This window comes from Ottowia beijingensis, from assembly GCF_013423955.1.
Classification (GTDB): Bacteria; Pseudomonadota; Gammaproteobacteria; order Burkholderiales; family Burkholderiaceae_C; genus Ottowia; species Ottowia beijingensis.
This window is the reverse complement of sequence record NZ_JACCKX010000001.1, coordinates 400,516-413,036: the sequence shown is the minus strand read 5'-3', so window position 1 is coordinate 413,036 and position 12,521 is coordinate 400,516. Positions and strand designations below refer to the sequence as shown.

The window sequence follows — 12,521 nt, the reverse complement described above, 5'->3', positions numbered from 1 at the left end:
TATTGCAGGTGTGGCAGTGCCGCGTCACCCCGCGTTCGAGGGGTGCCCCGGGGCGCTTTGCGTGGGCGCGTGCGGGCACCGACCTACAGAGGCACGCCCCCGCCGCGCTTAACATCGCCCCAGTTCCACGTCACAAGCAAAGGAGTTGCCCGCATGTCTTCGATCCACCTGGTTCCTCCGCGCCATTCGGTTGCCGTGCTGGCGGCCGCCCTGCTGGCCAGCGCCTGCGCCACGGTCGATCTGGGGCCGCGCTACGACCCGCCGCCCGTGCGCGCGCCCAGCCCTTGCCCGGGCCGCAGGTGCCGCCGCCGCCCATCGCGCAGCCGCAGGCCATCCCGCCGTCGCAGCCCGTGCCGCAACCGCTGCCGCCGGTGGGGCAGACCATGCCGCCGCCGGTCGCCGTGCCCGCACCGATCGACCCCAACGCCCACCTGGTGGCGCTGATCACGCGCCTCGACGGCAGCAGCGCCATGCCGCCCACGCGCAGCAATGGCACGGCGCAACTCGACGCCGTGTACGACAGCAACTCCCGCGTGCTGCGCTGGAAGACCACCTGGTCCGGCCTCAGCGGCGCGATCACCGGCGTGCAGTTCCACGGCCCGGCGGCCGAGGGGCAGACCGCCCCCGCGGTGATGGTGTGGCCCGGTCCCTTCGGCCCCACCTACGAGGGCCGCGCCACGCTCACGCCCAACCAGGCGGTCGACCTGATGGACGGGCGCTGGTACGTCAACGTGCACACCACCAGCTACCCGTCGGGCGAGCTGCGCGGCCAGTTGCGCGTGGTGAACTGAAGTCGCAAGCCAGACGACACGAAGGTATCCGCCTGTAAGCCCCGCCCGGCTGAGGCGGGGCGGGTGATAAGGTGCGCGGCATGTCGTCCGCGCATTTTTTCCTTCGCCGTTCCCCTTGGTGTCGCCCGCAGCGGGCGCTGGGCCGTGGCCGCCATCACCACCGCCCTGCTGGCCGCCTGCGCCAGCCCGCCCGTCACGCAGCCGGCGCCGCCGATCCGCCCCATGCCGCGCGCCGAGCCCGCGCGCCAGCCCGAGCTGGCGGCCTTCAGCGCCCGGCTGAACGGCAGCAACGTGGTGCCGCCCAGCGACAGCGCCGCGCAGGGTGAGCTGGTGGCCGTGCTCAACCGCAATACCGGCCTGCTGCAGTGGAAGCTCAACTTCAGCGGCCTGAGCGGCCCGGTGACCGGCGCGCACTTCCACAGCCCCGGCATGAGCGGCGAAGTCGCGCCGCGCGTGATGATGCTCGGCCGCACGCTCGCCAACCCTGCCGAAGGCCGCGCCATGCTCACGCCCCGGCAGCGCGCCGACCTGCTGGCCGGCCAGTGGTACGTGAACATCCGCACCGCCCGCTATCCCGATGGCGAGCTGCGCGGCCAGCTGATCGAGCGGCACTGAGCCGCGCCCGAAGAGCCTGCGGCAGCGCGGAATGGGCTGAAAACCTAGAATCAGCCCCCATCTGCCCTGCACACGGCCGGCCGCCCAGGCCCCTTGCGCCGCCGTGACCCCATGAACGCCCCCATCGACGTCTCCTTCTTCCCGCGCGCGGCCAAGCCGATCACCAGCTACAAGCCCTTCTGGGCCAAGCGCTTCGGCACCGCGCCCTATCTGCCCATGAGCCGGGCCGAGATGGAGGCGCTCGGCTGGGATTCGTGCGACGTGGTGCTGGTGACGGGCGATGCCTATGTCGACCACCCGAGCTTCGGCATGGCCGTGATCGGCCGCGTGCTGGAGGCGCAGGGCTTTCGCGTCGGCATCATCGCGCAGCCCGACTGGCACAGCGCCGAGCCCTTCAAGGCGCTGGGCCGGCCCAACCTGTTCTGGGGCGTGACGGCGGGCAACATGGATTCGATGATCAACCGCTACACGGCCGATCGCAAAATCCGCAGCGACGATGCCTACACCCCCGGCGACGTGGGCGGCAAGCGGCCCGACCGCGCCGCCATCGTCTACAGCCAGCGCTGCCGCGAGGCCTACAAGGACGTGCCCATCGTGCTGGGCGGCATCGAGGGCAGCCTGCGCCGCATCGCCCACTACGACTACTGGAGCGACAAGGTGCGCCGCTCCATCGTGGTCGACAGCAAGTGCGACCTGCTCCTGTACGGCAACGCCGAGCGCGCGCTGGTCGAGGTGGCACACCGGCTGGCGCGGCGCGAGCCCATCGGGCAGATCACCGACGTGCGTGGCACCGCCTTCGTGCGCCGTGTGAGCGAGCCGGGCTGGTTCGAGATCGACTCGACCGAGGTCGATCAGCCTGGCCGCGTCGAAGCGCACATCAACCCCTACCAGACCACCGGCGAACAGGCCGCGGCGCAGGGGCTTCGTGTTCGATGGAAGCATCGAATACTGCAAAAATATAGCTGAAACATCAGATTTCACGGCGACTCAGGGCGAATTTTATTTAGAACCTCAGCCTGCGGCGCAACCGCTGGTGTTCGTGCCCAACCCGGCGCTGCGCAGCACGCGCCCGCCGCGTGATCGCACCGTCATCCGCCTGCCCAGCTACGAGCAGGTCAAGCGCGACCCCGTGCTCTACGCCCACGCCAACCGCGTGCTGCACCTGGAGACCAACCCCGGCAACGCCCGCGCCCTGGTGCAGGCGCACGGCGAGGGCGCCACCGCGCGCGACGTGTGGCTCAACCCGCCGCCCATCCCGCTGACCACGGCCGAGATGGACCACATCTTCGACCTGCCCTACGCGCGCAACCCGCACCCGCGCTACGCCGACGCGCGCGGTCGCCACGATGGCGACACCAAGATCCCCGCGTGGGAGATGATCCGCTTCAGCGTCAACATCATGCGCGGCTGCTTCGGTGGCTGCACCTTCTGCTCCATCACCGAGCACGAAGGCCGCATCATCCAAAGCCGCAGCGAGAAATCCATCCTGCGCGAAGTGGAAGAGATGCGCGACAAGGTGCAAGGCTTCACCGGCGTCGTCAGCGACCTGGGCGGCCCCACCGCCAACATGTACCGCCTGGGCTGCAAGTCGCCCGAGATCGAAGCCGCCTGCCGCAAGCCGAGTTGCGTGTATCCCGGCATCTGCCAGAACCTGACCACCGACCACGCCCCGCTCACGCGCATCTACCAGCGCACGCGCGCACTGCCCGGCGTGAAAAAGGTGCTGGTCGGCTCCGGCCTGCGCTACGACCTGGCGATTCGCTCGCCGTCCTACGTGAAGGAACTGGTGCAACACCACGTCGGCGGCTACCTGAAGATCGCGCCCGAGCACACCGAGGAAGGCCCGCTGTCGAAGATGATGAAGCCCGGCATCGGCAGCTACGACAAGTTCAAGCAGCTGTTCGAGAAGTTCAGTGCCCAGGCGGGCAAGCAGCAGTTTTTGATCCCATACTTCATCGCCGCACACCCCGGCACGACCGATGAAGACATGCTCAACCTGGCGCTGTGGCTCAAGCAAAACGGCTTTCGCGCCGACCAGGTGCAGGCCTTCTACCCTCGCCCATGGCCACGGCGACGGCGATGTACCACACCGGCCTCAATCCGCTGGTCGGCGTGCACCGCGACGAGCGCGGCGAAGCAGTGGACACCGTCAAGGGCGAGCGCCGCCGCCGCCTGCACAAGGCTTTCCTGCGCTACCACGACCCCAACAACTGGCCGTTGCTGCGCGAAGCCTTGAAGCGCATGGGCCGCCACGACCTGATCGGCAGCGGCAAGCAGCACCTCATACCCGCCTGGCAGCCGGTGATCGATGGCAGTTACCAGAGCGCGCGGCGCAACAACTCCACCGCCAGCGCGCCGGCGCCCACGCCGGAAGTGCAAAGAAGCGCTCCGCGCCCGTCCAGCCTGCGCGCGGAGCGGTTCTGACGCAGCACACTGGCCTGCCGCCGCGCGCCACCGCCGCGCGCTCGCCGTCAGCGCGCAAGGCCGCCAAGCGTGGCAGCCCGGTCGGCCGCGGCAAGCGCTGAGTGGCGCCCGCCTCAGGGTGAAAATCCGCTCGGGCCACGCCCGGCCGCGCTGATACGCTCAACGCCGCACGCTCAACGCCGAACCCTGCCCATGGCCCTTCACGACCTCGACATCGCCCGCCGCGCCACGCTGCGCCGCATCACCGACATCGCGCGCGAGCGCCTCGGCATCGCCGACGAACACCTGGTGCCCTATGGCCACTACAAGGCCAAGATCGCGTTGCCTTGGCTGCAGTCGCTGGATGAGCGGCCCGATGGCAAGCTGATCCTGGTCACCGCCACCAGCCCCACGCCGGCGGGCGAGGGCAAGACGACCACCTCGGTCGGCCTGGCCGACGGCATGAACCGGCTGGGCCACAAGGCCGTGCTGGCGTTGCGCGAGCCGTCCATCGGCCCGGTGTTCGGCATGAAGGGCGGCGCGGCCGGCGGCGGCCACGCGCAGGTGGTGCCGATGGAAGACATCAACCTGCACTTCACCGGCGACTTCCACGCCATCGCGCTGGCGCACAACCTGCTGGCCGCCGTGCTCGACAACCACGTGCATCAGGGCAACGCGATGGGCATCGACGTGCGGCGCGTGTTCTGGCGCCGCGTGATGGACATGAACGACCGCGCGCTGCGCCACATCGCCGTGGGCCTGGGCGGCCCGGCCAACGGCTACCCGCGCGAGGGCGGCTTCGACATCGTCGCCGCGTCGGAGGTGATGGCGGTGCTGTGCCTGTCGCGCTCGATGAGCGACCTGAAGGAGCGCCTCGGCCGCATCGTGGTGGCCGAAACGCGCGACCGCAAGCCCGTGACCGCTGCGGATTTGAGAGCGCATGGCGCCATGGCCGTGCTGCTGAAGGACGCGCTGGCGCCCAACCTGGTGCAGACGCTGGAGAACAACCCCGCGCTGCTGCACGGCGGGCCGTTCGGCAACATCGCGCACGGCTGCAATTCCGTCATCGCCACGCGCGCGGCGCTGAAGCTGGGCGACTACGCCATCACCGAGGCCGGCTTTGGCGCCGACCTGGGGGCCGAGAAGTTCTTCGACATCAAGTGCCGCATCGCCGGCCTGCAACCCACGGCCGCCGTGCTGGTGACCACGGTGCGCGCGCTGAAGATGCAGGGCGGCGTGCCCAGGACGCGCTGGCGCAGGAGAACCTGGCGGCGCTGGAGGCCGGCCTGGCCAACCTGGAGCGCCACCTGCACATCGTGCGCGAGGTGTTCGGCCTGCCCTGCGTGGTGGCGGCCAACCACTTCGTGGCCGACACCACGGCCGAGCACGCGCTGCTGCAAAGCCGCATGGCCGCGCGCGGCGTGCCCTACGCCTTGTCGCGCCACTGGGCCGATGGCGGCGCGGGCGCGACCGAGCTGGCGCGCGAAGTGGTGGCGCTGTGCGATCAGCACGCCCCGCGCGCGCCGCGCTTCGCCTACGACGACGCGCACAGCCTGTGGGACAAGGCGCTGCAGGTGGCGCAGAAGGTGTACGGCGCCGCGCAGATCACCGCCAGCCCCGAGGCCGAGGCGCGCCTGAAGCAGCTGCAGGCCGACGGCTGGGGCCACCTGGCGGTGTGCATCGCCAAGACCCAGTACAGCTTCTCGACCGACCCCAAGCGACTGGGCGCGCCCACCGGCCACACCGTGCACATCCGCGAAGTGCGCCTGTCGGCCGGCGCCGGCTTCGTGGTGCTGGTGTGCGGCGACATCATGACCATGCCCGGGCTGCCCGCGCGCCTGGCGGCCGAAACCATCGACCTGGACGACACGGGGCAGGTGACGGGGCTGTTCTGACGCCGCCGTGCTACTCCGTCAGCACCATGTCCTCGTTGCGCTTGGGCATGCCGTGGGCGATGCGGGCGATCAGCGCGGCCAGCCAGGCCAGACCGGTCAGCGCGGCTGGCCCGGCCAGCAGCGCAAGCAGCCACAACGGGTGTGAGAAGGCGATATGCATGGTGTCACCTGTGGGTTGAAGGATAAGAAAAGGTCAGTGCCCTGGCGCGTGCAGGAAGTCCATGACGCGGGCAATCACGCCGGCATCGCCCAGCAGGCGGTGATGTCCGAGCCCCTCGGTCACGTGCAGATCGAGCGGACGCTGGGCGCACGCCTTCATGAGGTTGAAGAAGTGGTGAATTGGGACCTCGGCATCGTCGGCGTCGTGCAGCAGCAGGGTCGGCGCCGTGCTTTGCCGCAGCCAGTCGGCCACGGACAGGGCGTCCCAGGTCATGCGTCCGTTGGTGCGCTCGACCATCAGCTGCCGGCCGCGTTCGATCACCGCTGAGGGCAGGTCTACCAGACGGGCGAATTCCTCGGTCACCCACTGGCAGTGGTCGAGGGAACTGAACAGCACCTGCCTCTGAACGCGCAGGCCCCATTCGGCTTGCGCCCACAGGGCCATGGCGACGCCGAAGGAATGCGCGATCAAGCTCTGGATTTCTCCCGCATGTCCAGCCACCGCGGCCACCGCCTCAGCAAAGTCGGGCAGCGTGGTGTGGCGCCCGCTGGAGCGGCCATGCGCAGGCGCGTCGAAGGCCACGACGCGCCGCCCCGAAGCGACCAGGGCAGGAACCAGCTTGCCGAAATGTGTGGCACGGGCGCCCCAACCGTGTACCAGCAGCACTGCGGGCCCGGTGCCCCATTCGTAGACGGCCAGACGGCCTGTGCCAAAGGGCAGCGCGCTGGTGTGCGCCTGCGCGCGGATCGCCGCCTCCCATGCGCGCTCCGGCACGCGTGGCGGGCGCGTGAGCAGCGCGTAGGCCAGGCGCGCCGAAGCGGATGGAGCGGTGCGGTTGAGCACGGCGAACACGCGGCGCAGCCAGCGGACGGAGGAGGTCTCGGCGAAGCGGCCGATCTCTCGCGGTGGGGGCCGCGACCGGATCGGGTGCGCATCGCTTGCGGTGACGAAGGGTGAGGCGAAGTGTGGCATGGGCGGCTCTCGGGGTGACGGCGCAGCAACATGCCGCGCGGGATGCGAGGTACTGTAGGAACCGCTTCGATCCGGGCACAGGTGAACTTCGTCATGCGTGCCGCCTAGCGTCCCTCCGAAAGGGGACGAAACAAGTCGAGTGGCGCGAAAGGTGACTTTCTTCAGGTGGGCGTGGCGCCCCCTGCTGCCTACGCTGGCGCACGGCCGCTGGTCGCTGAGCGCGGCAGGGCCGTTGCCCATCACCTATGTTTGAGGAGAAGATACCGATGAACACCCTATCTCACGCCCGTGGCGTCGCGACCTGCGCACGTCGGCGATCCGGCCTGGTCGTTATGCCCTGCTGTTGGCAGCCGCCATGGCGGCCGGCAGCGCACAGGCTGCCGTGCCGGCCAGCGAGCGGCAGGCGCTGCTTGCGCTGTTCGAGGCCACCGCAGGGTCGCAGTGGACCGAGCGCGCCGGCTGGCGCGGACCGGCTGGAAGCGAATGCCAATGGACGGGCGTGCGCTGCGATGACCAGCAGCGTCACGTCATCGGGCTGCGCCTGTCCAACAACCAGCTGCGCGGCCGCTTACCTTACCTCGGCGCGCTAACACAGTTGCGCGAACTGACGGTGTCGCTCAACTACCTGCACGGTCCCCTCCCTTCGCTGCGCGGGCTGACGCAACTGCGCGTCCTGAAGGCCAACAACAACCTGCTCGACGGCCCGGTGCCCGCACTGCACGCCACCCCGAGGCTGGAGCGCCTGATGCTTGCCAACAACCGGTTGAGCGGTGTGATGACGGCGTCTCGAAGCCATCTCGCGCTGCGCGAAGTGGACATCTCCAACAACCTGCTGCACGGGCCGCTGCCGGTGCTGGTGGGGCTGCCGCAGATCAGGCGGTTCGATGCTTCGTTCAATCGTTGGCAAGGCACCACGTCCGATGCCGTCTACGAGGCGCGGGTGCTCCGCCCGGAAGGCGCAGTGGCGCGCACGCATCCGCCATCGGATGCCATCTGAAAAGGAAGGCGACGGCACCGGAACAAGCTACGAAACCCAGCCGCCGATTCAGACTGGTTTTGGCGCTATTTAATATGGGTCTTAGGAAGCAAACCTCTCTACCAAGTGAGCTAACTTCCTATCGTGATTCAGAAAACAGGTACTTCAGGCGTTCCAAGATCAGTGAAGCGAAGTTTCGCCAGCTCGTGCGCTACTTCGCCATGGATTTGACGGCCACCGACTGCGCCCAACTGTGCGGGCTGTCGCTGCGTTCGGTCAACAGCATCTATCTGCGCATGCGTGCTCGCATGGCCGAGCACTGTGAAGCGCGCTCGCCCTTTGTCGGAGAGCTCGAAGCCGATGAGTCCTACTTCGGTCCCCGTCGCGTACGCGGCTTGCGCGGCCGCGGCGCGGGCCGCAAGACGGTGGTCTTTGGTTTGTTCAAGCGAGGCGACTGTGTCTACACCGAGATCGTGCCCGATGCCTCCAAACGCACCTTGCAGGCCATCATCCGGGGCAAGGCCGACATTGCCAGCATCATTCACACTGATGGCTGGAGAGGCTACGACGGGCTGGTGGACGTGGGCTTTGACAAGCACTTTCGGGTCAGCCACGGGGCCAATGAGCTCGCACGTGGCTCGGTGCATGTCAATGGCATCGAGAGCTTCTGGAGCTTCGCCAAGCGGCGACTGGCGCAGTTCAATGGCGTGCCGCGCAAGACGTTCTATCTGCACTTGAAGGAGACCGAGTTTCGCTTCAATCATCGAAATCAGAACCTCTACCAAGCATTGCTATCCTTGCTCAGAAACAATCCGCTTTGATAGCGTTTGCTTCCTAAGACCCTTAATATATAGCCACTGGTCAGGTATCCTGCAGCGCGGCCATCATCTGTGCGGCCGAGACAGGCTTGGTCAGCAAGGGCAGCCCGGCCGCCTGTGCGTCGGCGCGCAGGCCAGCGTCGGTTTCTCCCGTGATGAGAAACACCTGCTTGCCCAGCGCGCGCAGACCCAGCGCCAGTTCCAAGCCGTTGCCGCCATGTGGCAGGCGCACATCGCAGATCGCGAGCTGGCCGAAGGCGCGTGCGCGCCAGGCCGCAGCCACCGTATCGACGTGGCGCACGGTTTGTCCCCAGCTGCCCAGCAGTTGCGACATCGCGTCGGCCACCAGCGGGTCGTCTTCCACCAGCAGGATGTCGCGTGGGGCAGGCGCCCATGGGCCGTCGGCAGGCAGTTCGCTGCTTGGTCCTGTATCGGGCTCGTGCGCTTGCAGCCGTGGCGGGGCTGCAAGCGGCAGCGTCAGCGTGAAGCAACTGCCACGCCCCGGCGCCGAACGCAGCGTCAGGCTGCCGAGCATGAGGTGCGCGAAGCGGCGCGAGATCGCCAGGCCCAGGCCGTGGCCCTGCTGGCGGTCGCGCGCCTGATTGTCCAGTTGCATGAATTCCTGGAACACGCTTTCCTGCTGCTCGATCGGGATGCCGGGGCCCGCATCGCGCACCTGGAGGTGCCACGCCTGGGATGCCGGTCGTACAGCCAGCAGCACGCAGCGGCCGCGGGGCGAGAACTTGATCGCGTTATCGACCAGGTTCGACAAGACCCGGCGCAGCATGATCTCGTCGGCATACACGCACGGCGCTTTATCGTCAGGCAGCGCGGCCACCAGGCGAACGCCGGCGCGCTCTGCCATGGCGCTGTGCTGCAGCACCGCGGCGCGCACCAGCGGCCCCAGTCCAACCGGATGAATGCTGGCTTGCAGCGTGCCCGCGTCCATGCGCGTGAGGTCAAGCACCTGGGCCAGCAGATCGTCTAGCGCATGCCAGGACTGGCGGATGCCGTTGAGCGCACGGCGCATCTCCGAGTGGGTATCCGGGCCCAGCGCGCGCGACAGCGGCTCGAGGTAGAGGCCGATCGCGTGCACCGGCTGGCGCAGGTCGTGGCTGACGGCAGCAAAGAATCTTGACTTGGCCAGGCCCATCTCGGCCATCGCATCGCTGGCGCGCTCGGCCCGCTCACGCAATACCGATTCGCGGGCGATGCGTTCGGCATGCAGCGTGGCGGTGTAGACGATCATGGCGCCCAGCACCACGCCGCAGACCCCGACCAGAAAGACCATGGGACGGCGCTCCAGCGCGCCGTCGACCATCCATCGCAGCACCGTCGGGCCCAGGATCAGGCTCACCGCCACGGCCGTGCGCGGCATGTCCCGCACGCCCCACATGGCCACCAGGCAGGCCGTCAGTGCCAGAAACATGCCCAGCAGCGCCTGCAGCCCGTGGCTGCGCGGCACATAGAGCAGCCAGCAGGCGCTGCCCACCGCGAGCGCCGATTGCCAGACATAACGCCGGTAGATGTTGCGCCGCGCACGCGTCGCCAGCAGCTTGAAGTCGGCGCGCCGCACGCGCAGAAAGCCCCATGTCCCGGTGCTGGCCACCAGTGCGAACCACAAGGCGGGTTGCCACCACGGCAGCACTGGCACGAAGACCAGTGCCAGCAGCAGTTCGCAGGCGCGGATCAGCAGGTACAGCTTGACCGGCTGCGTCTGACCAGTGGGGATTTCCGGCAGGCCGATGGCGCTCATGGCGTGGGGCGGCGCGGCCCCGCAGGGCAGCGTCTTTTCAGGCTGTCTCGGTGTCGTATTGCGCGGCCTGGGTGCGGTTGGAGACCGACAGCGCGCGGAAGATCTCCGACATGTAGTTCTTCACCGTGCCCTCGGACAGATTGAGCTGCCGCGCAATGCTCTTGTTCGACAGGCCCTGACGCAGCAGGCTCCGGATTTCCTGCATGCGCGGCGTCAGCGCCGCATCCAGTGGCGGCTCCGCATCGGGAGCAGGCGAAAACGGCAGCTTGCGGTTGTGCAGCGCGGCTTCGATCGCTTCCCGCATATGCGATGCGCCCGCGCTCTTTGGCACGAACGCATGCACCGCGGGCAATGCCAGCGCGCGGCGGATGACGTCCGGCGAGGTCAGCGCCGACACCACGACGAGGCGCAGCCGCGGGAATTCGTGGCCCAGCAAGCCCAGCGCGGCACCCTTGTCCATGCCCGGCATGTTCAGGTCGACCATCGCCAGGGCGACGCCGTTGCAACGCCGCACCTGTCGAATCATCTGTTCTGCGTTGGCGGCTTCCAGCACGCAGGCATCGGGAAACATGGCCATGACCATCAACTTCAATCCATCCCGTACCAGGTGATGGTCATCGGCGATCAGCAGCGGTGTGACAGGCGACAGGATGGGGGATGGTGCCGGCTCGGTGTTCATCACCGCATGAAGCGCGCCGCGATATTTGAGCGGTGAGAAGCGCGATATTGGCTGCTCAAAAGCGTTGTGCCTGCGGCAAAGGAATTGCACAGGCAGCAATGATAGGACGACAAAAAAGCCACCGCTGGGGTGGCTTGGCTGTTTTTGGGGGCGAATCAGGCTGCTTGGGCGATGCCGCAGTGGGCCACGAAGCCGGTTAGGTAGGGCAGGCCGCGGGGATGCCGTGTTGGCGGCTGGTGGTGCGGCCGATGCCCCAGGTCATCCATTGGGCGGTGGCGGTGTCGATGGCCTTGGGCAGGGCCTGGCCCCGCGCCAGGGCGTCGCGCACGCTGTCGGCGAAGTGGCGGCCGTGGCGGCTGTCGAGGAAGGCGCGGGCGTCGTCCAGGGGCTGGGCGGTGGCGGCGCAGATGGCCTGCAATGCCAGCGGCCAGGCGGCGGGGGCGTGCTCCTCCATGGTGCCCCAGAAGCCCCAGGCTTCGTTCTGGGTGGCGGGGGTCTGGGTGGCGGTCATCGGGGGTCCTTGGTGCGGGGCGGGATGAGCTGATTGACGCTCTGAACGGCCCCGCCAGCAAGCCCTTTCGGCCGGTCTGTCGGCTTTCCGCGACTCACCAGCTGCGGATGACCAGCTCGCCCGATCGCCCGGCCGGCCGGCCCTTGCCGCCTACGGCGTAGGTGATCTCGACGCGCTCCATGGCCAGGCCGCCGAAGGCCTGGCGCATCTCGGGGATGTCGTTGACGCTGATGACCATCTTGCCCTGGATGCTCCTGGCCAGCTCGGCCAGGCGGTCGTACTGGGCCAGCTCGAACCCGACGCCATAGCCCGTCGTGCCCCAGTACGGCGGATCGCAGTAGAACAGCGTTGCGGGCCGGTCGTAGCGGCGGATGCACTCGGCCCAGTCGAGGTGCTCGATGGTGGCGCCAGCCAGCCGCAGGTGGGCGTCCGACAGGTCTTCCTCCAGCCGCAGCAGGTTCAGCCGCGGCGGCGCGGTGGCGCTGGCGCCGAAGGTCTGGCCAGCCACCTTGCCGCCGAAGGCGTTCTTCTGCAGGTAGAAGAAGCGCGCGGCGCGCTGGATGTCGGTCAGCGGCTCGGGTGGGGTGGCCTGCAGCCACTTGAAGATTTGCCGGCTGGTCAGCGCCCATTTGAACTGGCGCAGGAACTCCTCCAGGTGGTGCTGCACCACGCGGTACAGATTCACCAGCTCGCCGTTGATGTCGTTCAGCACCTCGGCCTTGGCCGGCGGCTTGCTGAAGAAAAGGGCGGCCGCGCCGCAGAACGGCTCGACGTAGCAGGTGTGCGCGGGGAACAACGGCAGGATGTGCCGCGCCAGGCGACGTTTGCCGCCGATCCAGGGGATGATGGGTTTTGTCATGGGTGCAAGTCCTTTGCGCCAGCCGCAATGGCCGGCCGATCTCTGATAGGCTCGCTCCGCCTGTGCACAGGTGGCGGGTCTTCGCC

At 68.3% G+C, this 12,521-nt stretch carries 9 protein-coding genes and 3 pseudogenes; 6 read left to right on the top strand and 6 right to left on the bottom strand.

Features of this window, described 5'->3' with window-relative positions:
* The first annotated feature begins 284 nt into the window (after positions 1 to 284).
* The 4 genes and pseudogenes from H0I39_RS02125 (at position 285) to H0I39_RS23855 (ending at position 5,704) form a co-directional block, all read left to right on the top strand.
* Positions 285 to 791: a CHRD domain-containing protein gene (locus tag H0I39_RS02125; RefSeq protein WP_180549417.1), complete on the top strand. Its 507-nt coding sequence runs from the start codon at positions 285 to 287 to the stop codon at positions 789 to 791.
* A gap of 144 nt (positions 792 to 935) precedes the next feature.
* Positions 936 to 1,406 carry a CHRD domain-containing protein gene (locus H0I39_RS02120; RefSeq protein ID WP_180549416.1) on the top strand — a complete coding sequence of 157 codons (471 nt, stop codon included), beginning with the start codon at positions 936 to 938 and terminating at the stop codon, positions 1,404 to 1,406.
* Positions 1,407 to 1,517: 111 nt separating this feature from the next.
* Positions 1,518 to 3,931 (top strand): annotated as a pseudogene (locus tag H0I39_RS02115) (YgiQ family radical SAM protein).
* A gap of 91 nt (positions 3,932 to 4,022) precedes the next feature.
* Positions 4,023 to 5,704, top strand: a pseudogene (locus H0I39_RS23855) (formate--tetrahydrofolate ligase).
* 10 nt (positions 5,705 to 5,714) lie between these two features.
* Here H0I39_RS23855 and H0I39_RS02105 read toward each other — a convergent pair.
* Positions 5,715 to 5,864, bottom strand: a complete 150-nt coding sequence (locus tag H0I39_RS02105) for a hypothetical protein (RefSeq protein WP_180549415.1) — start codon at positions 5,862 to 5,864, stop codon at positions 5,715 to 5,717.
* Between the two features lie 33 nt (positions 5,865 to 5,897).
* Positions 5,898 to 6,836, bottom strand: coding sequence for an alpha/beta hydrolase (locus tag H0I39_RS02100; RefSeq protein WP_180549414.1), 939 nt, complete (start codon positions 6,834 to 6,836; stop codon positions 5,898 to 5,900).
* A gap of 355 nt (positions 6,837 to 7,191) precedes the next feature.
* On the opposite strand from H0I39_RS02100, the gene H0I39_RS02095 reads away from it, so the two are divergent.
* Positions 7,192 to 7,833, top strand: a complete 642-nt coding sequence (locus H0I39_RS02095) for a leucine-rich repeat domain-containing protein (RefSeq protein ID WP_180549413.1) — start codon at positions 7,192 to 7,194, stop codon at positions 7,831 to 7,833.
* Positions 7,834 to 7,907: 74 nt separating this feature from the next.
* Entirely contained in the window at positions 7,908 to 8,633 is a 726-nt protein-coding gene (locus H0I39_RS02090) for an IS1595 family transposase (protein WP_180551650.1), read from the top strand.
* A 40-nt stretch (positions 8,634 to 8,673) separates the two neighbouring features.
* On the opposite strand, the gene H0I39_RS02085 is transcribed toward H0I39_RS02090, so the two are convergent.
* The 4 genes and pseudogenes from H0I39_RS02085 to H0I39_RS02070 all read right to left on the bottom strand — a co-directional run bounded on the left by H0I39_RS02085 (position 8,674) and on the right by H0I39_RS02070 (position 12,435).
* Positions 8,674 to 10,386 (bottom strand): ATP-binding response regulator, encoded by a 1,713-nt coding sequence (locus H0I39_RS02085; protein WP_180549412.1) that lies wholly within the window; start codon positions 10,384 to 10,386, stop codon positions 8,674 to 8,676.
* 37 nt (positions 10,387 to 10,423) lie between these two features.
* Positions 10,424 to 11,065, bottom strand: coding sequence for a response regulator transcription factor (locus tag H0I39_RS02080; protein ID WP_180549411.1), 642 nt, complete (start codon positions 11,063 to 11,065; stop codon positions 10,424 to 10,426).
* A 155-nt stretch (positions 11,066 to 11,220) separates the two neighbouring features.
* A pseudogene (locus tag H0I39_RS02075) lies at positions 11,221 to 11,576 on the bottom strand (hypothetical protein).
* A 94-nt stretch (positions 11,577 to 11,670) separates the two neighbouring features.
* The gene (locus H0I39_RS02070) at positions 11,671 to 12,435 is read right to left on the bottom strand and encodes a DNA adenine methylase (RefSeq protein WP_180549410.1); all 765 of its coding nucleotides are present in this window, start codon (positions 12,433 to 12,435) and stop codon (positions 11,671 to 11,673) included.
* Positions 12,436 to 12,521: the final 86 nt, after the last annotated feature.